At 73.1% G+C, this 22,251-nt stretch carries 20 protein-coding genes; 10 read left to right on the forward strand and 10 right to left on the reverse strand.

Annotation, left to right across the window (positions count from 1 at the left end; genetic code table 11):
• Window positions 1–258 precede the first annotated feature (258 nt).
• On the reverse strand, window positions 259–810 hold the full coding sequence (locus ACFUC1_RS14615; protein WP_379120992.1) for an NAD(P)H-dependent oxidoreductase: 552 nt from the start codon (window positions 808–810) through the stop codon (window positions 259–261).
• A 105-nt stretch (window positions 811–915) separates the two neighbouring features.
• Here ACFUC1_RS14615 and ACFUC1_RS14620 point away from each other — a divergent pair, with 105 nt between their 5' ends.
• Window positions 916–1,533 (forward strand): TetR/AcrR family transcriptional regulator, encoded by a 618-nt coding sequence (locus ACFUC1_RS14620; protein WP_379120994.1) that lies wholly within the window; start codon window positions 916–918, stop codon window positions 1,531–1,533.
• Here ACFUC1_RS14620 and ACFUC1_RS14625 read toward each other — a convergent pair.
• A complete protein-coding gene (locus ACFUC1_RS14625; protein WP_379120996.1) occupies window positions 1,456–2,211 on the reverse strand; it encodes a YitT family protein in 756 nt (251 codons plus the stop codon). The genes ACFUC1_RS14620 and ACFUC1_RS14625 overlap by 78 nt on opposite strands.
• 61 nt (window positions 2,212–2,272) lie before the next feature.
• On the opposite strand from ACFUC1_RS14625, the gene ACFUC1_RS14630 reads away from it, so the two are divergent.
• Together ACFUC1_RS14630 and ACFUC1_RS14635 are read left to right on the forward strand one after the other, a co-directional pair.
• Complete coding sequence (locus tag ACFUC1_RS14630) at window positions 2,273–3,724, forward strand: PLP-dependent aminotransferase family protein (protein WP_379120998.1); 1,452 nt, start codon at window positions 2,273–2,275, stop codon at window positions 3,722–3,724.
• Window positions 3,725–3,747: 23 nt separating this feature from the next.
• Window positions 3,748–4,695, forward strand: a complete 948-nt coding sequence (locus tag ACFUC1_RS14635) for an acyl-CoA thioesterase (protein WP_379121000.1) — start codon at window positions 3,748–3,750, stop codon at window positions 4,693–4,695.
• Between the two features lie 168 nt (window positions 4,696–4,863).
• Here ACFUC1_RS14635 and treZ read toward each other — a convergent pair whose 3' ends face one another.
• From treZ to glgX, 3 genes are read right to left on the reverse strand one after another with little or no spacing between them, the layout of a single operon-like run.
• Window positions 4,864–6,717 carry a malto-oligosyltrehalose trehalohydrolase gene (treZ, locus tag ACFUC1_RS14640; RefSeq protein ID WP_379121002.1) on the reverse strand — a complete coding sequence of 618 codons (1,854 nt, stop codon included), beginning with the start codon at window positions 6,715–6,717 and terminating at the stop codon, window positions 4,864–4,866.
• Complete coding sequence (treY, locus tag ACFUC1_RS14645) at window positions 6,704–9,253, reverse strand: malto-oligosyltrehalose synthase (RefSeq protein WP_379121004.1); 2,550 nt, start codon at window positions 9,251–9,253, stop codon at window positions 6,704–6,706. Before treY ends, treZ begins: the two co-directional genes overlap by 14 nt.
• Window positions 9,250–11,415, reverse strand: coding sequence for a glycogen debranching protein GlgX (glgX, locus tag ACFUC1_RS14650; RefSeq protein WP_379121006.1), 2,166 nt, complete (start codon window positions 11,413–11,415; stop codon window positions 9,250–9,252). The genes treY and glgX overlap by 4 nt, the downstream gene beginning before the upstream one ends.
• 188 nt (window positions 11,416–11,603) lie before the next feature.
• Between glgX and fabG the strand changes: the two genes are divergently transcribed.
• The 5 genes from fabG to ACFUC1_RS14675 all read left to right on the forward strand — a co-directional run bounded on the left by fabG (window position 11,604) and on the right by ACFUC1_RS14675 (window position 16,006).
• Complete coding sequence (fabG, locus tag ACFUC1_RS14655; protein WP_379121008.1) at window positions 11,604–12,359, forward strand: 3-oxoacyl-ACP reductase FabG; 756 nt, start codon at window positions 11,604–11,606, stop codon at window positions 12,357–12,359.
• 256 nt (window positions 12,360–12,615) lie between these two features.
• Window positions 12,616–13,677 carry an IS110 family transposase gene (locus ACFUC1_RS14660; RefSeq protein WP_379121010.1) on the forward strand — a complete coding sequence of 354 codons (1,062 nt, stop codon included), beginning with the start codon at window positions 12,616–12,618 and terminating at the stop codon, window positions 13,675–13,677.
• 90 nt (window positions 13,678–13,767) lie between these two features.
• Entirely contained in the window at window positions 13,768–14,844 is a 1,077-nt protein-coding gene (locus ACFUC1_RS14665; protein ID WP_379121012.1) for a hypothetical protein, read from the forward strand.
• A 332-nt stretch (window positions 14,845–15,176) separates the two neighbouring features.
• A complete protein-coding gene (locus ACFUC1_RS14670; RefSeq protein WP_379121014.1) occupies window positions 15,177–15,521 on the forward strand; it encodes an ArsR/SmtB family transcription factor in 345 nt (114 codons plus the stop codon).
• Window positions 15,518–16,006, forward strand: coding sequence for an SRPBCC family protein (locus tag ACFUC1_RS14675; RefSeq protein WP_379121016.1), 489 nt, complete (start codon window positions 15,518–15,520; stop codon window positions 16,004–16,006). The genes ACFUC1_RS14670 and ACFUC1_RS14675 overlap by 4 nt, the downstream gene beginning before the upstream one ends.
• 14 nt (window positions 16,007–16,020) lie before the next feature.
• On the opposite strand, the gene ACFUC1_RS14680 is transcribed toward ACFUC1_RS14675, so the two are convergent.
• Genes ACFUC1_RS14680 through ACFUC1_RS14695 form a run of 4 tightly spaced genes read right to left on the reverse strand, consistent with a single transcriptional unit; the run spans window position 16,021 to window position 19,781 of the window.
• Window positions 16,021–17,013, reverse strand: a complete 993-nt coding sequence (locus ACFUC1_RS14680; RefSeq protein ID WP_379121018.1) for an NADPH:quinone oxidoreductase family protein — start codon at window positions 17,011–17,013, stop codon at window positions 16,021–16,023.
• 55 nt (window positions 17,014–17,068) lie between these two features.
• Window positions 17,069–17,869, reverse strand: a complete 801-nt coding sequence (locus tag ACFUC1_RS14685; protein WP_379121021.1) for an SDR family oxidoreductase — start codon at window positions 17,867–17,869, stop codon at window positions 17,069–17,071.
• The gene (locus ACFUC1_RS14690; RefSeq protein ID WP_379121023.1) at window positions 17,866–18,624 is read right to left on the reverse strand and encodes an SDR family oxidoreductase; all 759 of its coding nucleotides are present in this window, start codon (window positions 18,622–18,624) and stop codon (window positions 17,866–17,868) included. The genes ACFUC1_RS14685 and ACFUC1_RS14690 overlap by 4 nt, the downstream gene beginning before the upstream one ends.
• A 2-nt stretch (window positions 18,625–18,626) precedes the next feature.
• Entirely contained in the window at window positions 18,627–19,781 is a 1,155-nt protein-coding gene (locus ACFUC1_RS14695) for an acyl-CoA dehydrogenase family protein (protein ID WP_379121025.1), read from the reverse strand.
• Between the two features lie 71 nt (window positions 19,782–19,852).
• Between ACFUC1_RS14695 and ACFUC1_RS14700 the strand changes: the two genes are divergently transcribed.
• Entirely contained in the window at window positions 19,853–20,476 is a 624-nt protein-coding gene (locus ACFUC1_RS14700) for a TetR/AcrR family transcriptional regulator (protein WP_379121027.1), read from the forward strand.
• Between the two features lie 21 nt (window positions 20,477–20,497).
• Here the strand turns inward: ACFUC1_RS14700 and ACFUC1_RS14705 are convergent, their stop codons facing one another.
• On the reverse strand, window positions 20,498–21,808 hold the full coding sequence (locus tag ACFUC1_RS14705; RefSeq protein ID WP_379121029.1) for an acyltransferase: 1,311 nt from the start codon (window positions 21,806–21,808) through the stop codon (window positions 20,498–20,500).
• Between the two features lie 57 nt (window positions 21,809–21,865).
• On the opposite strand from ACFUC1_RS14705, the gene ACFUC1_RS14710 reads away from it, so the two are divergent.
• On the forward strand, window positions 21,866–22,162 hold the full coding sequence (locus tag ACFUC1_RS14710; protein ID WP_379121031.1) for a hypothetical protein: 297 nt from the start codon (window positions 21,866–21,868) through the stop codon (window positions 22,160–22,162).
• Window positions 22,163–22,251 lie beyond the last annotated feature (89 nt).

Raw genomic sequence — 22,251 nt, forward strand, 5'->3', positions numbered from 1 at the left:
GGGGGCCGGCCCGCACCGCCCCCCGGGGGGGTGCGCGGGCTCCCGGGGCGGGTGGGGGTGGTCGACCCCCGGGGGGCGTCACGGGGGCCGCGGCGGGTGGGGGCGCTGGGCGTGCGCCGCGCCGGCGCTCCCGGCGTCCTGCCGTTCGTCCTGGCGCTGGAGGCCTGACCCGGCGGGACGAGGGATCGGGGTGACCCCGGGCCCGCTGTGGGGGAACCCCGGGTCGCCGTGAGGGACCTCAGGCCGCCGTGAGGGACCTCAGGCCGCCTTGGGGGCCGGCTCGACGGCCACGAGCGACTCGACCGCGGCGATGAGGCGTCCGACGACCTCCTCGTCGGTCAGCACGTCGACGTCGATGGAGGTCTGCGAGAAGGCGATGTCGTCCGGGGCGATGGCGCCGGCGATCGTGGCGGACCGACGGGCGTGCTCGTGGGCCCACTGCCCGCCGTAGGGGGTCGGGGTCACGCCGACGACGGCGAACGGCTTGCCCTTGATGGCTCCGGCTCCGTACGGGCGCGACAGCCAGTCGATCGCGTTGTTGAGGACTGCCGGCATGGTGCCGTTGTACTCGGGGGTGACGGCCAGCACGCGGTCCGCGCCGTCCACCAGCTGGCGGAGGGCCTGCGCAGCGGCGGGCACCTCACCGGCGCGGTCGAGGTCCTCGTTGTAGAACGGGATGTCGCCGAGCCCCTCGGCGATCTCCATGGTGACGCCCTGCGGGGCGCGCTCGACGAGCAGCTCGGCGATGCGGCGGTTGAGCGAGTCGGCTCGCAGCGAGCCGACCAGGACGACGACACGGGTCTCGGACATGGTGGGACCTTTCAGGTGGGGGGAAGCCTGCACCACCCTTAAACCGGACCGCGGTCCGTTTTATTTCACCCTCGGGCACGCTCCCCCCGACCCTAGGATCGGCCCATGAGCCAGGTGCCCGTGCCACTGCTCGCGGCCCCGCCCGTCGAGCGCCGGGACGCAGCGCGCAACCGCGAGGCGCTGCTCGTCGCCACGAGGCGACTCATCGAGCACTGCGGCGTCGAGGCGGTGACGATGGAGGCGGTCGCCCAGGCGGCCGGCGTCGGCAAGGGCACGGTGTTCCGCCGGTTCGAGAGCCGCGCGGGGCTCATGGCCGCGATGCTCGACTTCCGCGAGCAGGAGTTCCAGGGCCGTGTCCTGTCCGGACCGCCCCCGCTCGGCCCCGGCGCACCGGCCATGGAGCGGCTGCTGGCGTTCGGCCGCGAGCGGCTGGCCTACAACGTCGAGGCCGCCCGCCTCATCGAGGCCGCCGGGCGCGTCGGCCGGAGCGCGGCCGGCCCACGGTCGTTCAGCGTGCTCCACCTCGCCCACCTGCTCGGCGAGCTCGGGGTGGAGGGCAACCGCGGCTTCCTCGCCCACGCCCTCCTGGCACCCCTGGAGGCGGTGGCCCTGGACCGGGCCGGCGGCACCGAGGCCCTCGACGACCTACCCCTCGGCGAGATCGCCCGCGCCTGGGCCGACCTCGCACACCGCGTGGTGACGGGCGCGCCCGCGCCGGCCTGAGCCGTTCGTGGCCTCCGTGGCGCCGGCAGGGGTGGCGCCCGGGTGCGGCAGTGGGACGGTGAGCAGCGGCAGGAAGAGCTGCACGACCGGACCGATCGCGAGCGCGTAGAGCACGGTGCCGATGCCGACCACCCCACCCATCGCCCACCCGACAGCGAGCACCGTGAGCTCCAGGCTCGTGCGGACCAGGCGGACGCTGCGGCCCGTCCGGCGCACCAGACCGGTCATCAGGCCGTCGCGCGGGCCGGGACCGAACTGGCTGCCGATGTAGAGGGCGCCGGCGAGGCCGTTGAGCACGATGCCGCCCACGAGCAGCGCCACCCGCGCCGCGAGGGCGTCCGGCCGCTCGAGCAGGGCGAGCGCCCGGTCGGTGGCCAGTCCGATCACCACGACGTTGGCGATCGTCCCGAGCCCCGGCCACTGCCGCAGCGGCACCCACGCCAGCAGCGCCAGCGCCCCGACGACGATGACCACCGTGCCGAAGCTGAGCGGGAGGTGCTGGGCGATGCCGAAGTGGAAGACGTCCCACGGGTCGAGGCCCAGCCCCGCCCGCACCATCATCGCCATCGAGACCCCGTAGAGCACCAGCCCGACGAACAGCTGCACGAGCCGGCGGGTCCGCCGACCGGCGGCGAGCTGCTGGAGCGGGGTGAGGGGCGCGAGCGGGGTGCGGGTCACGTCGTCAGAATGGCCTCAACTGGCCTGTTGTCACAGAGCCAATTCTGTCAAAGTGGTTCCCATGGGTCCCCGTACCGTCCCCGTCCGCCGGCTCGTCCCGCTGCTGCGCCCGGCGCTGGCCACCTCCCCCGCCTACCGGGGGCTCGCCGATGCCGTGCGACTCCTCGTCGCCGACGGACGGGTCCCCGTGGGCAGCCGGCTCCCGAGCGAGCGCGAGCTCGCAACCGCCCTCGACGTGAGCCGCACGACCGTGACGAGGGCGTATGCCGAGCTGCGCGACCGCGGCTACCTCACCTCGCGCCAGGGCTCGGGCAGCGTCACCGCGCTGCCCGGCGACCTGCCGGACACCCGTCAGGGCACCGCCCTGCACCCGCACGACGAACAGACCACCGGAGACCTCATCGACCTCACCTGCGCTTCCATGAGCGCGCCCCCCGGCACGGTCGCGGCGTACGAGGCGGCCGTCGCCGAGCTCCCCCGCTACCTCGCCGGGACGGGTTACCACCCGCTCGGGCTCGCCCGGCTGAGGGAGGCCATCGCCGAGCGGTACACGGAGCGCGGGCTGGCCACGACCGCCGACCAGGTCATCGTCACGAGCGGCGCCCTGTCCGGGCTGGCGCTGGCCTGCCGGGCCCTGCTGGCGCCGGGCGACCGGGTCGTGCTGGAGAACCCGACCTACCCGAACGCGGTCGAGGCGGTGCGGCGCGCCGGCGCCCGTCCGGTCGCCCACCCGCTGGACCCGGGCGGCTGGGACGCCCCCGCTCTCGACGCGACGCTGCGGCAGACGGCGCCGCGCGCGGCATACCTCATCCCGGACTTCCACAACCCCACCGGTGCCCTCATGGACGACGCCGAACGCGCGGCGGTGGGCGCCACCCTCTCGGGCACCCACACGGTCGCGATCGTCGACGAGACCCTGGCCGAGCTGGCCCACGACCCCACGTTGTCCATGCCCCGGCCGCTCGCGGCCCACCACGGACGCACCGTGAGCCTCGGCAGCGCGAGCAAGTCGTTCTGGGGCGGGCTGCGCATCGGCTGGGTCCGCGCGCCGCGCGACCTGGTGGCCCCCCTCCTCAGCGCCCGGCTCACCCTCGACCTCGGCGCCCCCGTCCTCGAGCAGCTCGTGCTGGTGCACCTGCTCGCGCACCGCGAGGAGGTGCTGGCGCACCGTCGCGATGCCGTGGTGCGCAGCCGCGACGCCTTGGTCGCCGGGCTGCGGGAACGGTTGCCGCAGTGGCGGTTCCGCGTGCCCGAGGGCGGGCTGTGCCTCTGGGTCGAGCTGCCCGAGGCGGTGTCGACACCCCTGTGCGTGGCGGCGGACCGCCGGGGGCTGGTGCTGGCACCCGGGTCCCAGTTCGGGGTGGACGGCGGCCTGGACCGCTTCCTGCGACTCCCCTTCACCGGGCACGCCCCGGAGGTCGTGGCGGACGCCGTCGACCGTCTGGCCGCGGCGTGGGACGAGGCCACCTCCGGGCGGGTCGGCGGCACGAGGCGGCCACCCCTGGTCGCATGACCGGCGCCCGCTAGGGTCGGCCTGTGAGCGCCCAGACCCCCGCCGAGCTCGACCCGCTGGACGACCTGCTGCAGACCCTCGACCTCGAGGAGCTCGGCACCGCCCGGATCACCGTGGAGGGCGTCGGTGACTCGATCGACCTCGGCGAGTCCGGGGCCACCGTCTTCCTCGGGCGCAGCCAGAAGATGCCGCACGGCCGGGTCTTCGGCGGCCAGGTCCTCGCGCAGTGCATCATCGCCGCCGGCCGGACCATGGCCCAGGTCGACGACGGCGACGGTCCGCGCCGCATCCACTCCCTGCACGGCTACTTCATGCGACCCGGCGACGACACCAAGCCGATCCGGTTCGCGGTGGAGCGGATGCGCGACGGCAACTCGTTCTCGACCCGCCGCGTGCACGCGATCCAGGACGGCCTGCCGATCCTGTCGATGATCACCTCGTTCCAGGAGCACGCGGGCGGCCTCGACCACCACGACGCGATGCCGCAGGTGCCCGCACCCGACGAGCTGCCGTCGCTGACGGACCGGTTCGGCGGCGTCGACCACCCCGCGGCCAGGCACCTGCTCCGCCGGCCGGTCGAGCTGCGCCACGTGCAGGGCGACGTCTTCGCCGAGCCGGGACCGGACCGGGTCGCCCACCAGGACGTCTGGATGAAGGCGGTCGGTCGGCTGCCGGACGACCCGCTGGTCCACGCGGCCGTGCTCGCCTACGCCAGTGACTACACGCTGCTCGAGTCGGTGCTGCGGCGGCACGGCCTGGCCTGGTCGGACCGGCGGCTGCGACCCGCCAGCCTGGACCACGCCATGTGGTTCCACCGCCCGGTGCACGCCGACGAGTGGATGCTCTACAGCCAGGAGTCCCCGTCGGCCTCCGGCGGCCGCGGCCTGGGCGTCGGGCGCATCTTCTCGGCCGACGGCACCCTGGTGGCCACCGTCGCCCAGGAGGGCATGGTCCGGGTCAAGGAGTCCTGACCCAGCCGTCGCCACCCGAGGGCGACTCGCGCCGGATCGGTCACGAGTCGCCCCGGCCAGACGCACCCGAGGACGACTCGCGCCGGTTCGGTCACGAATCGCCCCGGCCAGACTCACCCGAGGACGACTCGCGCCGGTTCGGTCACGAGTCGCCCCGGCCCGGGCCGGTCAGACGCCGGCGCCGTCCTGGCCGATCCGCACGACCGCGGCCGTCCCCGGCGGCAGGTGCAGCCCACCCGGGCGCGGCTTGGTCTGCTCGGGCTCCCAGGCCAGGACCACCTCGTCCGGGGTGGCGTCCAGCGGGACGGTCCAGCGCGACTCCGACAGGTTGACGACGACCCGCAGCGGCCCGCGGCTGACGACGACCCACCCCTCCCGGTCGTCGACGTCGACCTCGACCAGGTCGAGCCGGCCGTCGCCGAGCTCGGCACGGTCGCGGCGCAGCGCGATGAGGTCGCGGTACCACCGCAGCAGCCGGGCGTGCTCGCCCTCGTGCGGCTCGGCCCAGTCGAGCTGCGAGCGCCGGAACGTCTGCTCGTCCTGGGGGTCGGGCACCTCGTCGGCGGCCCAGCCGTGCTCGGCGAACTCGGCCCGCCGTCCCTCGGTGACCGCCTCGCCGAGCGCGGCGTCCTCGAAGTCGGTGAAGAACTGGAACGGCGTGCTGGCGCCCCACTCCTCACCCATGAAGACCATGGGCGTGAACGGCGACGTGAGGTAGACGGCGGCGCCGGCAGCCTGCCGGGCCATCGGCACCAGCGCGGAGATCCGGTCGCCCACCGCACGGTTGCCCACCTGGTCGTGGGTCTGCAGGTATGCGAGGAACCGCCGCCCGTCGGTGTGGGCCCGGTCGACGGGTGCACCCCAACGCTCCCCGCGGAAGGTCGAGTAGCAGCCGTCGTGCAGGAACACGCCCGTGAGCGTCTTGGCGAGCACGTCGAGCGGGCCGCCCTCGGGCATGGCGGGGCTGTTGCCGGCGAAGTCGCGGTAGTAGCCCTGCGTCTCGCCGGTGAGCGTCACGTGCAGCGCGTGGTGGACGTCGTCGTCCCACTGGGCGTCCATGCCCATGCCGCCCTCGGCGGTGGGGGTGACCATGACCGGGTCGTTGAGGTCGCTCTCCGCGATGAGCGCGAGCGGCCGCCCCAGCCGCTGCGAGAGCGCGGCCACCTCGTCGGACAGCTGGGCGAGCACGTGCCGGTCGGAGTCGTCGTGCAGCTCGTGCACGGCGTCGAGGCGCAGGGCGTCGACGTGGAACTCGGAGAACCAGTGCAGCGCGTTGTCGACGATCCAGCGGCGCACGTGGAAGCTGCCCTCGCCGTCGAGGTTGAGGCCCGGGCCCCACGGCGTCGGGTGCGTGTCGGCGAAGTAGGGGCCGAACTGCGACAGGTAGTTCCCGACCGGCCCGAGGTGGTTGTAGACGACGTCGAGGCAGACACCCAGGCCCACCCCGTGGCAGGCGTCGACGAAGCGCTGCAGCGCCGCCGGGCCCTCGTAGACGTCGTGGACCGACCAGGGGCCGACGCCGTCGTAACCCCAGTTCCAGCGTCCGGGGAAGGCGGCCAGCGGCATGAGCTCGACGACGTCGACGCCGAGGTCGACGAGGTGGCCGAGCCGTCGCTGGGCGGCGTCGAGGGTGCCCTCGGGGGTGAAGGTGCCGACGTGCAGCTCGTAGACGACACCACCGAGCACCCCGTCACCCTGCTGCGGGCCCGCCCAGGTCGCGTCCCGCCACTCGTGGGCGGAGGCGTCGAACCACCGGCTGGGCCCGTGCACGCCCTCGGGCTGCCACGCCGACCGCGGGTCGGGCAGGGCGTCCCCGCCGTCGAGCCGGAACGCGTAGTCGAGGACGGCGCCGTCGCGCAGGGCCGGGGCGTCCCAGCGCCACCAGCCGTCGCCCTTGGCCTGCATGTCGTCGGTGGCCACGGTGCCGGTCGACGTCCACTGGACCTGGACGTGCTGCGCCCACGGGGCCCACACGGTGATCTCGGGACGCCGTCCGGCGTCGGGCGCCTCAGGAGTGCTCATCGGTCCCAAGGCTGCCATGCCGCACCAGCAGCGCGACGGGGAGGTCGGCCAGCACGCGGGACAGCCGGGTGCGCCCACCGTCGGCACCCGCGACGACGACCCGACCGGTGACCGCGTCCTGCCACTCACCCGGCGGCAGGCTGACCGTGGCATCGCCCCAGCCACCCCCGGCGGAGAGGCGCCCCGCGAGACGCGTGGCGACCGCCAGGGCACCCGCGCCGTCGGCGTCCCCGCGCGCGAAGGCGACGGCGTGCGGCGAGGAGGTGGGCACGGCGGCATACGTGCTGTCGGGGCCGGTGAACCACGAGGGACGCTCGCGGCGCAGCCGCAGGACGGTCGAGGTCACGAGCAGCTTCTCCGCGTCGAGGTCGTCGGGTCGCTCGCCCTTGTCCAGGCGCGCGAGGAGCGCGGCGCGGCGGGCGTAGTCGACGGGGCGGCGGTTGTCGGGGTCGACGAGCGACAGGTCGACCACCTCGCTGCCCTGGTAGACGTCGGGGACACCGGGCATCGTGAGCTGGACGAGCTTCTGGCCGAGCACGTTGGCGCGGAACGACTCCGCCGTCGCCGCCAGCCAGGACTCGACGTGGCGGGCCACCGCGGGGTCGCCGGTCACCCCGTCGACGAACCGGCCCACGGCCTTCTCGTAGGCCGCGTCGGGGTCGGTCCACGTCGTGTGCGCCTTGGCCTCGCGCACCGCCTTGGTGGCGTATGCCGCGAGCCGCTCGGCGTCAATCGGCCACGCCCCGACGAGGGTCTGCCAGAGCAGGTACTCCGTCGCGGGGTCGAGCCGGTCGGTGCTGTGCGCGGCGCCCAGCTCGCGGGCCGTGCGCACCCAGCGCGACCACGCCTCGGCCTGCTCGGAGAGGACCGCCAGCCGGGCACGGACGTCCTCGCTGCGCTTGGTGTCGTGCGTGGACAGCGTCGTCATGGTGAGCGGCCAGGTCGCGAGGCGGTGGGTGGCGTAGTCGTGGAAGGCCTGTGGCGTGATGCCGACCTCCCCCGGGTCGCCCCCCACCTCGTTGAGGCCGGTGAGCCGCACGTAGCGGTAGAACGCGGTGTCCTCGATGCCCTTGGCCATGACCGGGCCCGTCGTCTGCTGGAAGCGCTGGACGAACTCGTGCCGAGCGGCCTCGGAGTCGGCATACGCCTCCTGCAGGCGGCCACCACGGGCGAGCTGGGCGATGACGCGCAGGTTGAGGCGGTCGCGCTCGGGCAGCACGGCGAGGGCGCGCTCCTCGGCGGCCGTGACCACGTGGCCCTGCGCCTGCTCCGCGGGTACGCCGTCACCGAGGTAGGCCCGGTAGCGGTCCATGGCGACGAGCAGCGCGCCGAGGGCCCGGCGCAGGGAGTCCACGTCGTCCCAGGGCAGCACGTCGCGGACGAGGCGCATCAGCCGGTTGACCTCGGCGGCCTGCACCTGGTCGACCACCTGCTGCTTGGCCGCGGCGACCATGGCGTGCAGGTCCTGCCGCTCCCCCAGCAGCTCGGCGGACAGGGCGGTGAGGCGCTCCGCGCCGGCCGGGTCGTGGAAGAGCTGGGCGACGCGCAGAAGAGCGTCGTAGCCCGTGGTGCCGGCGCAGCGCCAGTACCCCGGCAGCTCCTCCTCGCCCTCGAGGATCTTCTCGGCCACGACCCACGCGTCGCCCGTCGCCTCTGCGAGGCGCTCGAGGTAGCCGGCCGGGTCGGCCAGGCCGTCCGGGTGGTCGATGCGGAACCCGTCGACGTGCCCCGCGGCATACGCATCGAGCAGCAGGCGGTGCGTCGCGTCGAACACGTCGGCGTCCTCGACGCGGATGGCCGCGAGGGACGTGACGTCGAAGAAGCGCCGGTAGTTGAGCTTCGTGCCGCCCTCGCGCCAGTCCGCGAGTCGGTAGTGCTGGGCCGCGAGGAGCTCGGGGAGGTCGAGCTGCTCGGTGCCGTCGGCCACCGGGAAGGCGTGCTCGTGGTAGCGCACGACCCACTCGTCGCCGTGCGGCCCGCCGTCGCGGCTCACGGTGAGCTCGCCGGCCGCGAGCACGTCCTCGAGGGAGGAGCCCAGCACCGGGAGGAGCACCCGGCCGTCCTCGGCCTCCCAGTCCACGTCGAACCAGTGCGCGTGCGGGGAGCCGGGGCCGCCGGACAGGAGCGACCACCACGGGGCGTTGAGCCAGGCCGGGGCGGGCGTGGCCATGTGGTTGGGCACGATGTCGACGACGATGCCCAGGCCGAACAGCGCCAGCGTGCGGCTCAGCCTCATGAACTCGCTGCCGCCCGCTTCCTCGTTCCAGCGCGTGTGGTCCACGACGTCGTACCCGTGGGTGGACCCGGGCGCGGGCTGCAGGACCGGCGAGAGGTAGGCGTGCGAGACGCCGAGGTCGGCGAGGTAGCGTGCCTGCTCGGCGGCCTGGTCGAAGGTGAAGCCGCCGTGGACCTGCAGGCGGTACGTGGCGGTGGGGACGATCCGGTCGGGTCCGGGCCGGTGCCCTCCGGCCGCCCCCGCCGTGGCGGTCCCCGCGTCGGCCGCGCTCGCGCCGGCCGACCCCGCCCCGGCGGTCATCGCCGCACCACCGAGGCTCCCGCCGGCGCACCCACCTCGACGTCGTGGGGGCACCGCAGGACGACGACACTGCGCCCCTGCGCGGTGACCTGGTCGCCGGGCCCGAACACCGTGTCGGCCACCTCCTGGGCAGCCGTGTCGATCTCGGTCGTCCAGTGCTCGCCGTAGTCGGCGTCGGGCAGGGTGAAGGCGATCGCGTCGTCGGACCCGTTGAACAGGATGACGAAGTGGTCGTCGACGATCGGGCGGCCCCGCACGTCGGGCTCCGGGATCGCCTGGCCGTTGAGGAAGACCGTCATGGCCTGGGCGTAGCCGTTGCTCCACGACGCCTCGTCCATGTGGTCGCCGCCGGGCTCGAACCACGCGATGTCGCCGACCTCGCTCTCACCGCCGTGGTCGGCCGAGCCCGCGAAGAACCGGCGTCGCCGGAAGACAGCGTGCTCGGCCCGCAGCTGCACCAGCCGCCGGGTGAACGCCAGCAGGTCGCGCTGCTCCTCGTCGAGCTCCCAGTCGACCCACGTCAGCTCGTTGTCCTGGCAGTACCCGTTGTTGTTGCCCTGCTGGGTACGGCCCAGCTCGTCGCCGTGGAGCAGCATCGGCACGCCCTGCGACAGCAGCAGGGTGGTGAGGAAGTTGCGCTGCTGGCGCAGCCGGAGCGCGTTGACCTCGGGGTCGTCGGTCGGGCCCTCGACACCGCAGTTCCACGAGCGGTTGTGGCTCTCGCCGTCGTTGCCGCCCTCGCCGTTGGCGTCGTTGTGCTTCTCGTTGTAGGACACCAGGTCCCGCAGGGTGAAGCCGTCGTGCGCGGTGGCGAAGTTGATGGACGCGATGGGCTTGCGGCTGTTGTGCTCGTAGAGGTCGCTGGAGCCGGTGATGCGCGAGGCGAACTCGCCGAGGGTCGCGGGCTCGCCGCGCCAGAAGTCGCGGACCGTGTCGCGGTACTTGCCGTTCCACTCGGTCCACAGGGGCGGGAAGTTGCCGACCTGGTAGCCGCCGTCACCGACGTCCCAGGGCTCGGCGATGAGCTTGACCTGGCTGACCACCGGGTCCTGCTGGACCAGGTCGAAGAACGCGGACAGCTTGTCGACCTCGTGGAACTGGCGCGCGAGCGTCGCCGCGAGGTCGAACCGGAAGCCGTCGACGTGCATCTCGGTGACCCAGTACCGCAGCGAGTCCATGATCAGCTGCAGCACGTGCGGGTGCCGCATGAGCAGGCTGTTCCCGGTGCCCGTGGTGTCGTAGTAGTGCGACGCGTCGCCGTCGACGAGGCGGTAGTAGGCGGCGTTGTCGATGCCGCGGAAGCACAGGGTCGGGCCCATCTCGTTGCCCTCGGCCGTGTGGTTGTAGACGACGTCGAGGATCACCTCGATGTCGGCCTCGTGCAGGGCCTTGACCATGCCCTTGAACTCCGCGACCTGCTCGCCGCGGGTGCCGTATGCCGCGTAGCCGTTGTGCGGCGCGAGGAACCCGATCGTGTTGTAGCCCCAGTAGTTGTGCAGGCCCTTGTCCCGCAGCGTGAAGTCGTCGACGAACTGGTGCACGGGCATGAGCTCGACCGCGGTGACGCCGAGGTCCTTGAGGTGCTGGATGGTCACCGGGTGGGCCATCCCGGCATACGTGCCACGGATCTCCTCGGGCACCTCCGGGTGCAGCTGGGTGAGCCCCTTGACGTGGGCCTCGTAGATCACGGTGTCGTGGTACTCGTGCCGGGGCTGGCGGTCCTGCCCCCAGTCGAAGAAGGGGTTGATCACCACGGAGTACATGGTGTGCGCGCGGCTGTCCTCGGTGTTCGCCTTCTCCGGCTCGTCGCTCGGGTCGTCGAAGTCGTAGGAGAACAGCGACTGGTCCCCGTCGGCCATCCCGTCGATCGCCTTGGCGTAGGGGTCGAGGAGCAGCTTCGAGGGGTTGCAGCGGTGACCGGCGGCCGGCTCGTAGGGACCGTGGACGCGGTAGCCGTAGCGCTGCCCCGGCTGGAGCCCGTTGAGGTAGCCGTGCCAGACGAAGCCGTCCACCTCGGGCAGGTCGACGCGGGTCTCCTTGCCGTCGTCGTCGACGAGGCACAGCTCGACGCGGGTCGCGACCTCCGAGAAGACGGCGAAGTTGACGCCTGTGCCGTCGTACGTCGCCCCCAGCGGGTAGGACTTGCCGGGCCAGATCTCCATGTGTGTCCTTGCTGTGGGTCGTGCGGTGATGGTGCTGTGGTCGGGTCCGTCCACGGAAACCCTAGTCGGGAACGGGCCGCCCGCCACCGCCGCCCGACCTGTGCCACTAAGCGCTTGCTCAGTAGAGTGCAGCCACGTCCCGGTGCACCGACGCGCCGGTCGACCACACCCACCACGACGGAGGACCCATGACCACCCAGCGCGTCGCAGTCGTCAGCGGAGCAGCCCGCGGCATCGGGGCGGCCACCGCCCTGCGCCTTGCCGAGGACGGGAACGCCGTCGCGGTGCTCGACCTCGACGAGGCTGCCTGCGCGGGCACGGTCGACGCCATCACCGCCGCGGGCGGTCGGGCGCTCGCCGTGGGGGTGGACGTGAGCAAGGCGGACCAGGTCGAGGCCGCCGTGAAGCGGGTGGCGGAGGAGCTGGGGGCGCCGACGATCCTGGTCAACAACGCCGGCATCATCCGCGACAACCTCATCTTCAAGATGACCGAGGAGGACTGGGACGCCGTCATGGCGGTCCACCTCAAGGGCGCGTTCCTGCTCACCCGGGCCGTGCAGGCGTACATGACCCAGGAGAAGTACGGCCGCATCGTCAACCTGTCGTCCTCCTCCGCCCAGGGCAACCGCGGCCAGGCGAACTACTCCGCCGCCAAGGCCGGCCTGCAGGGCTTCACCAAGACGCTCGCGATCGAGCTGGGGCGCTTCGGCGTGACCGCGAACGCCGTCGCGCCGGGGTTCATCCAGACCGACATGACGGCCGCGACCGCCGAGCGCATCGGGGTGCCGTTCGAGGACTTCATCAAGCACTCGGCGTCGCAGATCCCGGTGCAGAGGGTCGGCCAGCCCGAGGACATCGCGGCGACGATCTCGTTCCTGTGCTCGGAGGAGGCCGGCTTCGTCTCCGGCCAGGTCATCTACGTCGCCGGCGGCCCCCTCGACTGACTGTGAGGATTCCCGTCGCAGCCTTATGGTGCTGGGCTGTCGCTGGTGGCCGCGGGCGTGACCCTTCGACTGACTGGCTTCGTGCCTTTCGCGGGACTTGTCCGCTCGTGGTTGCCGGCCCGGCCCGGTCGGAGTAGCTGGCCTGATCAGGAGCTTGACCGACCGATGTTCGCGCACCGGTCGTGTCTCATCACAGTCCTGCCGAATCTCCGCCCCGGACCGGAACCACATCCGCTCCCAGGCAAGGAGAGAACGCATGACCAGTGTGACCGATCTGCGTGAGGTGGTCGATGTCGTCATCGGCGTCGACACCCATGTCCACACCCACTCCGCGGCCGTGGTCGACGCACGCAGCGGTGGAGTGCTCGACGAGATCACCGTCGAAGCGACCGCCGATGGCTACGCCCAACTCATCGAGTTCGCCGACGAGCACGCAGTGCTACGGGCCTGGGCGATCGAGGGCACCGGCGGGCACGGCGCCGGCCTGACCCGACACCTCGAGCGCCGCGAGGAGGTCGTGGTCGAGCTCGACCGGCCGCAGCGAGCCAAACGGCGCAACGGGGCCAAGTCCGATCCGCTGGACGCCATCCGTGCTGCCCGCGAGGCGCTCTCACGGGCCAAACTCGGGACGCCACGCAGCGGCGGCGACCGCCAAGCGTTGTCGGTCCTGCTGGCCACTCGCCGCTCGGCCGTCAACGCCTCTACCGACGCCCAACGCCAGCTGTTCAGCCTGGTCATCGCCGCACCCGAACCGATCCGCAAGCGGTTCCGCGGCCAAAAGCTCCCGGCCATGATCCAGACCGCCGCCAGCATGCGACTGAGCTCCACGTGGGACGTCGAAACCACGACGACCGTACTCGCCCTGCGCTGCCTGGCCCGCCGTGCCTGCGCACTCGCCGCGGAAGCCGCCGAGCACGAGAAGGCGATCCGGGCCATCGTGCGGTCCTGGCGCCCCGACCTGCTCGCCCAGCCCGGCATCGGGCCGATCATTGCCGCGACCGTGCTGTGCGCCTGGTCCCACCCGGGGCGCATCCACTCCGAAGCAGCCTTCGCGATGCTCGCCGGTGTTGCACCGATCCCGGCCACCAGCGGGCAGGTCACCAATCGCCACCGGCTCAACCGCCACGGCGACCGGCAGCTCAACCGCGCCCTGCACACCATCGCGCTCTCACGAATCCGCTACGACGAAGCCACCCGCCACTACGTGGCCCGCCGCACCACCGAGGGCAAGACCAGCCGCGAAATCAAACGCTGCCTCAAGCGCTACATCGCCCGCGACCTCTACCGACTACTCGAACACGCCCCCACCAAGGCTTGACGAGCCATAGGAGCGTCCCTCGGCCGACCGGCTGACCCCCCGTCGCGATCACGCCTCGGGGGCCGTGGGCCGCGCCTACACTCCGGCGCCGTGGGGGACGACGAGCAGGCAGGTCCGGTGGAGCCGTTGTGGCCGGCAGCGGCGGCCGTGGTGGCAGCGCCACCGCGGGCGCCACTCGTGCTCGAGTGTGACGACGCCCTCGTTCGCTCGACGGCCCGCGCCGTCCTGCGGGCCCTGCTGATCGGCTGGCGTGGGCTCGCCCTGGCCCTGCTGTCGGTCGGGCTCGCCTACCTGGTCGCGACAGGCGGCTCCGGACCGGCGGGTTGGCCGGTGGCGCTCGGTGCCCTCGGCCTGTACCTCCTGCAGGTGACGATGGTCGCCCTCGGCGCCAGCCGGGCGATGCGCCGCATGCTCCCCGCGGGCGGCCGGGTGGTCAGCTGGTATGCCGCGCCGGGCGTCCTCGCGATCCAGACCGGGTCGGGGAGGACCGACCTGCGCGCCGGGTCGCTGCGGCAGGCGCGACGCCGGGGCGCCGTGACGAGCGTCTGGCTGCGCCGCAGCCGCCGGCGGGGGTCCCTCCCCAGCGCGCTGCTGACCGACGAGGACCTCGCGTTCCTGGTCGGCTCCGACAACGCTGCGGTCGACGGGCCCGGGGGCGGCAGGCCCAGCGCGGCCCCGTCCGCCGGGGCGCCCGGCCCGGCTGAGGACATGCCCCTGCTGCTGGTGGTGACCAGCCAGACCCGCCGCGACCTGCGCCGGGCTGCCGTCGCCTGGACGGTGCGGCGGCCCCAGATGGTGCTGCTGCTCGGGTCCGCCGCGGGCCTGGTCGCGATCGCGACGCTGTCCGGCCAGCCGGCAAACGGCCCGCTGGCCGTGGTCCTGGTCTGCCTCTGGTCCGTCAGGGTGGTGCGGACCGCCCGGGCGGTCGGCCGGGCGTACGAGCCGGGGGCCCTGGTCCGCGCCGGGCTCACCGCGGACGGCCTGCGGCTGCAGACGGGCGACGACCTCGTCGACACCTACCCGCTGCACACGGCACGACGCTGCCACGTCGGTCGGCGGCACGTGCGGATCGACCTCGGCAGGGGCCGACCCAGCCTCTTCGTGGCGCGGGACCTGTTCCCGCCGACGGAGCTGGCCGCCCTCCAGCGCCGGGTCGCCGCCCACTGACCCGCCCTTCCGCCCGCCTCCCGACCCCGCTCGCCCCGCTCGTCTGCTCACACACCTGCGTCCCACTGGGCGGGGATCCGCTCCGCGCGCAGTCGGACGCTCGTCTGTTCACACACCTGCGTCCCCCTGGGCAGGGATCCGCTCCGTGCGCAGTCGGACGCTCCTCTGCTCACACACCTGCGTCCCCCTGGGCAGGGATCCGCTCTCTGCGCAGTCGGACGCTCGTCTGTGCGCAGACCAGCGAGCACGAGCAGGTGAGGGGCACATCGGCCCTTGACGGGTGCCTGCAGGGAGCGCACAGTTGCCTTGTCAGTTAATTAACCGATTGGTTGATGATGGACGACTCGCTCAGCACCACCTTCGCCGCCCTCGCCGACCCCACGCGCCGCGCCATCCTCGAGCGCCTCGCGCGGGGCGACGCGACGGTGGGCGAGCTGGCCGAGCCGTTCTCGATGAGCCTGCCGGCGATCTCCAAGCACCTGTCGGTGCTCGAGCGCGCCGGTCTGGTCACCAAGGACCGCGACGGGGTGCGACGGCACTGCCACATCTCCGCCACGCCCTTGAGGTCCGCGACCACCTGGCTCGAGGAGTACCGCCGCTTCTGGGAGGCCAACCTCGACAGCCTGGACGCCTACCTCACCCGCATCCAGCAGCACCCGGAGGAACAGCAGCCATGACCACCACGACCGACTCCGCCCGCGTCACCGCCGACGGCTCCGACATCGTCGTCACCCGCCAGTTCGCCGCCCCCGCCCAGCTCGTCTACGAGGCCATGACGCGGCCCGAGCACGTCCGCCAGTGGTGGGGCGCCGGCCACGGCGAGATGACGACCTGCGAGGTCGACCTGCGGGTCGGCGGGCGCTGGCACTTCGCCCAGGTCACCCCCGACGGGCGCGAGGTGTCCTTCTCGGGCGAGTACCTCGAGCTCGACCCGCCGGGCCGCATGGTCCACACCGAGAAGTTCGACAACATGCCCGACAGCGAGCCGTCGACCATCGTCACGACCCTCACGGAGCAGGACGGCGTCACGACGCTGCACGCGGTGTGCACCTACGACTCGCCCCAGACGGTCGAGGCCGTCGTCGGGTCGGGCATGGAGAGCGGCCTGCAGTCGTCCTACAACGCCATCGACGACCTGCTGGTCCGGCTCCAGGCCGCCTGACGGCGCGGCCGGGGTCAGGCCCCGAGGACGACGACCCGCCCGGTCGTCCGGCCCGAGGCAACGCGGGTCAGGGCGGCCGGGGCGTCGTCGAAGGCCACCTGGTCGGAGACCACGGGCACGATTGCCTCTGCAGCGGCCAGCTCGATCAACCGCGCGTGCGCGTCCTGCGCCACCGCGGGGTTGCGCTCCAGGTACAGGCCCCAGTGCAGCCCCACCAGCGAGTAGTTCTTGACCAGCGCGTGCCCGAGCGGCGGCGTCGGGATCGTGCCGCTGGTGAACCCCACGACGACGATCCGCCCCTCGAAGGCCACGACCTTCGTCGAGGCCTCGAACGACGGGCCGCCCACCGGGTCGAACACGACGTCCGCCCCACCGCGGCCGAGCGCCTCGCGCAGCGCCCCGACGAGGTCGCCCTCGGTGCGGTCCACGACGACGTCGGCCCCGGCGGCACGCGCGACCTCGGCCTTGGCGGCCCCGCCGACGACACCGACGACCCGGGCACCGAGAGCCTTGCCCACCTGCACCGCCGCGGTGCCGACACCGCCGGCCGCGGCGTGCACCAGCAGCGTCTCCCCGGCCTGGAGGGCGGCCCGGCGCACGAGCCCGACGTATGCCGTCTGGTAGCCGATCGTGAGGCAGCTGGCCTGCGCGTCGGTCCACGACGGCGGCGCCGGGAACGCCCCGCCCGCCGGCATCAGGCACTGCTCGGCGAGACCGCCGGCCGGGACCGCGGTCGTGCCGACGACGCGGTCACCGAAGCGGTACCGGTCGGGGTCCACACCGGGCCCGACCTCGAGCACCTCGCCGCAGACCTCGACGCCCGGCGTGAACGGCGGCTCGGGGCGCACCTGGTACTGGCCCCGGACCATGAGGGCGTCGGGGAAGTTGAGGGCGGCTGCCAGCACCCGCACCCGCAGCTGTCCCGGCCCGACGACGGGCTCGGGCACGTCGGCCAGCGCCAGCACCTCTCCCGGCTCGCCGAGCGCCGTCGCCTGCCACGCCTTCACGGTGCCTCCTGGGTGAATGGGTCGTTCAATCGGTCGGTCGGCCGGTGTCCCTCGGTCAGCCCGGCCAGTCGGCGCCCATGGTGACCGGGGGCAGCGCCCCGGCCATGCGGCGCATGCCGGCGAGCCAGCGGTCGGGGTCCGCCGCCCGGTGCGCGTACATCTGCGCGACCTCGGGGTGCGGCAGGACGAGGAACCGGCCGTCCTCCAGTGCCGCGAACAGGTCCTGCGCCACCTTCTCGGGCGAGACGGCGGTCGGCTCCATCAGGGCCCGCCCAGCTGCACCGGAGCTGCGCAGCATGTCGGTGTGCACGCCCTGCGGGCAGACGGCGTGCACGCGGATTCCCTTGTCGCCGTAAGTCATCGACATCCACTCGGCGAACGCGAGGGCGGCGTGCTTGGTCACGGCATACGGCGCGGCACCGGGGATGGACAGCAGGCCGGCGGCGCTCACGGTGGCGACGAACGTGCCGCTCCCCCGCTCGAGCCACTCCGGGACGAGCAGGCGCGCGGCGCGGACGTGGCCCATGACGTTGACGTTCCAGGACACCTCCCACGCCTTCTCGGCCACGGCCTCCGTGCCGCCGCGGGCGACGCCGGCGTTGGCGCAGTAGACGTCGATCCCACCGAGGTGCTCCCGGGCGGCGGCCACGAGCGCCTCGACACCATCCTCGCTGGAGGCGTCGCCTGCGACGGCGTGGGCGCCGAGCGACTCGGCCGTCGCCGAGAGCGCGTCGGCGTCGAGGTCGTTGACGACGACCCGTGCGCCCGCGTCGACGAAGGCCCGGGCGTATGCCGCGCCGATGCCGCGGGCGGCTCCCGTCACCACGACGCGGGCGCCGGTGAGGTCGAGCGTCACAGGCCGCCGCCGAGCGTGACGCCGCCGTCGACGACCAGGGTCTGCCCGGTGATCCAGCCGGCGTCCTCCGAGAGCAGGAACGACACCGCACCGGCCACGTCCTCGGGCACCCCGAGCCGCTTCATCGGGTACGCCGAGGCGACCTTCTCCTCGCGGCCCTCGTAGAGCGCCTGGGCGAACTGCGTCTTGACGATCGCCGGGGCGACCGCGTTGACCCGGATCCCCGGGCCCAGCTGGTACCCCAGCTCGGTGGTGAGGTGGATCAGGGCCGCCTTGGTCACGCCGTACCAGGCGATCGGCCCGGCCGCGCCGATCCCCGCGATCGAGGCGACGTTGACGACGGCGCCCGGACGCCCGTCGGCGCCGAGGCCTGCCGCCACGGCCTTCTGCACCCACGCGAGGGCGGCGACGACGTTCGTGTCGAACATCTTCCGCGCGGCGTCGAGCGGGGTGTCGAGCAGCGGCCCGTAGACCGGGTTGATGCCCGTGTTGTTCACGAGCAGGTCCAGGCCGCCGAACCGGTCCAGCGCGGTCCGGACGACCTCGTCCTGGTGTGCCTCGTCCGCCGCGTTGCCGGCGACACCGACCGCGTGGTCGGCGCCGCCGAGTTGCTCGGCAGCCTCGGCGAGGGCGTCGGGCTTGCGGGCCGTCAGGACCACGCGGGCACCCTCGGCGACGAGCCGGGCGGCGATGCCCAGGCCGATGCCGCGCGAGGAGCCGGTGACGATGGCGACCTTGCCGTCGTGTGCGCCCACGCTCAGAGCCCGAGGTCCCGGCCGATGAGCTCCTTCATGATCTCGTTCGAGCCGGCCCAGATCTTGGAGACCCGGGCGTCGCGCCACGCCCGCGCCACGCGGTACTCGTTCATGAAGCCGTAGCCGCCGTAGAGCTGGACGCACTCGTCGAGCACGTCGTTCTGCACCTGCGCGGAGAACCACTTGGCCTTGGCCGCGTCGACCGGCGTGAGCTTGCCCTCGGCGTGCGCGGCGATGCAGTCGTCGACGTAGGCCTGGGTGACCTCGAGGCGCGTCTGCAGCTCGGCGATCTTGAACTTGTTGTGCTGGAACGAGCCGACCGGCTGGCCGAACGCCTTGCGCTCCTTGGTGTACTCGATCGTCTCGCGCAGGATCTGGAACGCGTGGGCGGTGTTCGCGACCGCGGCGCCGATCCGCTCCTGCGGCAGGCGCTGCATCATCGAGATGAAGCCCATGCCCTCCTCGCCGAGGCGGTTGGCGTCGGGGACGCGCACGTTCTCGAAGAACAGCTCGGAGGTGTCGGCCTCTTCCTGCCCGACCTTGTCGAGCTTGCGACCGCGGCTGAAGCCCTCCATGCCGGCCTCGACCATGAGCAGGCTGATGCCCTTGGCGCCCTTGGACGGGTCGGTGCGTGCCGCCACGATGACGAGGTCGGCCTGGTAGCCGTTGGTGATGAACGTCTTGGAGCCGTTGAGGATCCAGTCGCCGGAGCCGTCGTCGGCCCGCACGGCGGTGGTCTTGAGGGCCGCGAGGTCGGACCCGCCCGACGGCTCGGTCATCGCGATGGCGCAGATGAGGTCACCGTTGGCCATGCCCGGCAGCCAGCGCTCCTTCTGCTCCTGCGTGCCGAGGTCGACGATGTACGGCGGGCAGACGTCGGAGTGGATGCCGAAGCAGCTCGACACGGCGAAGTTGAAGCCCGCGATGACCTCGGCCGCGATGGCGTTGAAGCGGTAGTCCCCGGCACCCATGCCGCCGAACTCCTCGGGGATGTCGAGGCCGAAGAGCCCCTGCTTGCCGGCCTCCTTCCAGATGTCGCGGTCGATCGACTTGACCTCGAGCATCTGCTCGGCGCGCGGACGCAGCGTCCGCTCGACGAACTCCTGGACGGAGCTGCGGAAGGCCTCGTGGTCGGGGCCGTACAGGTTGCGGGGCATGACTCTCCTTGCGTGACACGATGGTGACTAAGCGCTTGCTTAGTTTCCGATGTGTCGGGCATGCTGTCAACATGCCCAGCCCCGCCCGTCCGGTCGCCGCCGCACCGGCGACGCCGACCCCGGCGCCGCAGGACACCGCGCAGCGGCTGCTCCAGGCCGCGGCCGAGGCGTTCGCCGACCGCGGCTTCCACGCGACCACCACCCGCGACATCGCGGCCCGGGCCGGCCTGTCCCCCGCCGGCGTCTACGTGCACTTCGCCACCAAGGAGGAGCTCCTCTACCAGCTCAGCCGGGAGGGGCACGTCGTCGCCCGCGACATGCTGCGGGACGCCGCCGCCCGGGAGCACACGCCCACGGACGCGCTGCGGGCGATCATGGCGACCTTCGCGCGCTGGCACGCCGAGCACTTCCGGGTCGCCCGCATCGTCCAGTACGAGTTCGGCAACCTCACCCCGGAGCACCGCGACGACGTGCTGCGGCTGCGCAAGGAGATCGACGCCGTCGTGCGGACCGTCGTCACCCAGGGCGTCGAGCAGGGCGAGTTCGACGTCGACGACGTGCCGGACACCACGCTCGCCCTCATGTCCATGGCCGTCGACGTCGCCCGCTGGTACGACCCGGAGATCAAGCGGACCCCGGAGGCCATCGGCACGGCATACGCGGAGCTCGGGCTGCGGCTGGTCAGCGCCCGCTGACGGTCGCCGGCGGCCTCACCCTCACAGCACCCGGGAGACTCCGGGCACCCGCGTGACGAGCCAGCCGACGGCGAACACGGCCGGCACGCCCACCGCGGACACGAGCACGAACTTGGCCTCGGGCGCCCACGGCAGCGAGTGCACGGCGCCCGAGATCGCGACGAGCACGACGGGGTGCAGCAGGTATGCCGCGTACGCGCCGCGCGACGCCCGCGCCAGCACCGGCCCCTGCGGGCCGGACCAGCGCTCGCGGAACCACCACCACGCCCACACGGCGAGGGTCAGCGCCCCCAGCCCGTCGACCACGGCGAAAGTGAGCGCGAACGGGTGCACGCCGCGGACCAGGGCCTCGTCCTCGGTGGCGAAGCCGTAGGCGGCGAAACCCGTGAACACCACGAGGCAGGCGACGGCCACGAGCCCGCTCCCCCGGCCCAGGCGGCGTGGGACGGTGTCCAGCCAGCCACGTTCGCGGGCGAGCGCGCCCACTGCGAAGACACCGGCGGCCTGCGGCCAGTGCTGCCAGTTGAGGTTCCAGAGGGTGTCGGAGAAGTAGGACCAGCGCAGCCACGTCACGACGTCCGCCGCCGCGACCACCAGCGCCGCGGTCGCGATCGTTCGTGCGGTGAGCCGGCCGGGCCTCGGACGGGCGGGCCACACCCGGCGCCACGCGGCATACGCCAGGGAGAGCACCAGCAGCACGGTGATGAACCAGACCGGGCCGAGGTCGCGGTCGCCGCCGAGGTCGGTGAGGTAGTCGACGAGGGTGCGGGACTCACCCTGCACCCGGCCGCCCAGGTAGTCGGCGAAGGGGTCGACGAGGAGGAAGTAGAGGACCGTCGGTACGCCCAGCCGCAGCAGCCTGGCCCGCGCGAACGGGCCGGGACCCCGGCGGGCCAGCGAGCCGGCCGCCATCCAGCCGCCCACGAGGAACAGCGGTGCCAGGCCGAACACGCCGGCGAGGAAGGCGGGCACCCCGAGCAGTACCGGGGTGACCTGCGACGTCGTCCGCTCCTCGTAGTACCAGCCGATGTCGACGACGTAGGCCGTCGCCACGTGCACCACGACGACCCCCGCGATGGTGGCCACCTTGAGCCGGTCGACCCAGGCGAGGGCGCGCGAGGGCCTGCCCTGCGTCGGTCCGGGCGGACACGGACACGGCCACCTCCCCTCGGCGGGTTCACCGTAGGGGCACGCGCCGTCCGCCCACCCGGGTCCTTGGTCACGGCCCCGGTCCGGGACGGGTTCCACGCGGTCCCCCGGTCGGGTCACCGGGCCGGTCACCGAGCCGGTGGCACGCCCGTTCCCGCGTGCGGGCCCGTCCGGGCGGTGCACTCGCTACAGTGACCGCGGCGTCCGGCCGGGCGCCTGCCGACGAGGGGGTTTCGCACCATGCTGTTCTGGGGTTGGGGGGGCAAGAGCATCAACCGGCAGGTGTCGCCGAACCAGGCGGTCGTCCTGAGGTACCGGTACCTGCACCTGATGTTCCTGTTCACGACGACGTGGGGGTACCGGTACGCCCTGGCCACGGCGACCGAGCAGGGCTGGGCGACGCGGCCGATCAGCGACGCGGAGGCTCGCGGGCTGCTCGGCGGCGAGGAGCTGCGGCCGAGCCCATGGAAGCGGTTCAGCATCTTCCTGCCGCTGGGGGTCCTGCTGCTCGTGGCGGTCGTGGCCGTCCTGCGCTGACCGACCGCGGGCCGGCTGCACTGGCAGACGACAGGTCGAGGCGATGGTCGTGGCCTGCGAACGGCCGTGTGCCCCAGCCACGTGTGGCT

The sequence above is a fragment of the Pedococcus sp. NPDC057267 genome (assembly GCF_042668795.1).
GTDB lineage: Bacteria > Actinomycetota > Actinomycetes > Actinomycetales > Dermatophilaceae > Pedococcus.

Excerpts from the sequence above, each read along its gene's own strand:
- ACFUC1_RS14615 (WP_379120992.1), bottom strand. The coding sequence starts at position 810 with ATGTCCGAGACCCGTGTCGTCGTCCTGGTCGGCTCGCTGCGAGCCGAC.
- ACFUC1_RS14620 (WP_379120994.1), top strand. The coding sequence starts at position 916 with ATGAGCCAGGTGCCCGTGCCACTGCTCGCGGCCCCGCCCGTCGAGCGC.
- ACFUC1_RS14630 (WP_379120998.1), top strand. The coding sequence starts at position 2,273 with ATGGGTCCCCGTACCGTCCCCGTCCGCCGGCTCGTCCCGCTGCTGCGC.
- treZ (WP_379121002.1), bottom strand. The coding sequence starts at position 6,717 with ATGAGCACTCCTGAGGCGCCCGACGCCGGACGGCGTCCCGAGATCACC.
- treY (WP_379121004.1), bottom strand. The coding sequence starts at position 9,253 with ATGACCGCCGGGGCGGGGTCGGCCGGCGCGAGCGCGGCCGACGCGGGG.
- glgX (WP_379121006.1), bottom strand. The coding sequence starts at position 11,415 with ATGGAGATCTGGCCCGGCAAGTCCTACCCGCTGGGGGCGACGTACGAC.
- fabG (WP_379121008.1), top strand. The coding sequence starts at position 11,604 with ATGACCACCCAGCGCGTCGCAGTCGTCAGCGGAGCAGCCCGCGGCATC.
- ACFUC1_RS14660 (WP_379121010.1), top strand. The coding sequence starts at position 12,616 with ATGACCAGTGTGACCGATCTGCGTGAGGTGGTCGATGTCGTCATCGGC.
- ACFUC1_RS14670 (WP_379121014.1), top strand. The coding sequence starts at position 15,177 with ATGATGGACGACTCGCTCAGCACCACCTTCGCCGCCCTCGCCGACCCC.
- ACFUC1_RS14675 (WP_379121016.1), top strand. The coding sequence starts at position 15,518 with ATGACCACCACGACCGACTCCGCCCGCGTCACCGCCGACGGCTCCGAC.
- ACFUC1_RS14695 (WP_379121025.1), bottom strand. The coding sequence starts at position 19,781 with ATGCCCCGCAACCTGTACGGCCCCGACCACGAGGCCTTCCGCAGCTCC.
- ACFUC1_RS14700 (WP_379121027.1), top strand. The coding sequence starts at position 19,853 with ATGCCCAGCCCCGCCCGTCCGGTCGCCGCCGCACCGGCGACGCCGACC.
- ACFUC1_RS14710 (WP_379121031.1), top strand. The coding sequence starts at position 21,866 with ATGCTGTTCTGGGGTTGGGGGGGCAAGAGCATCAACCGGCAGGTGTCG.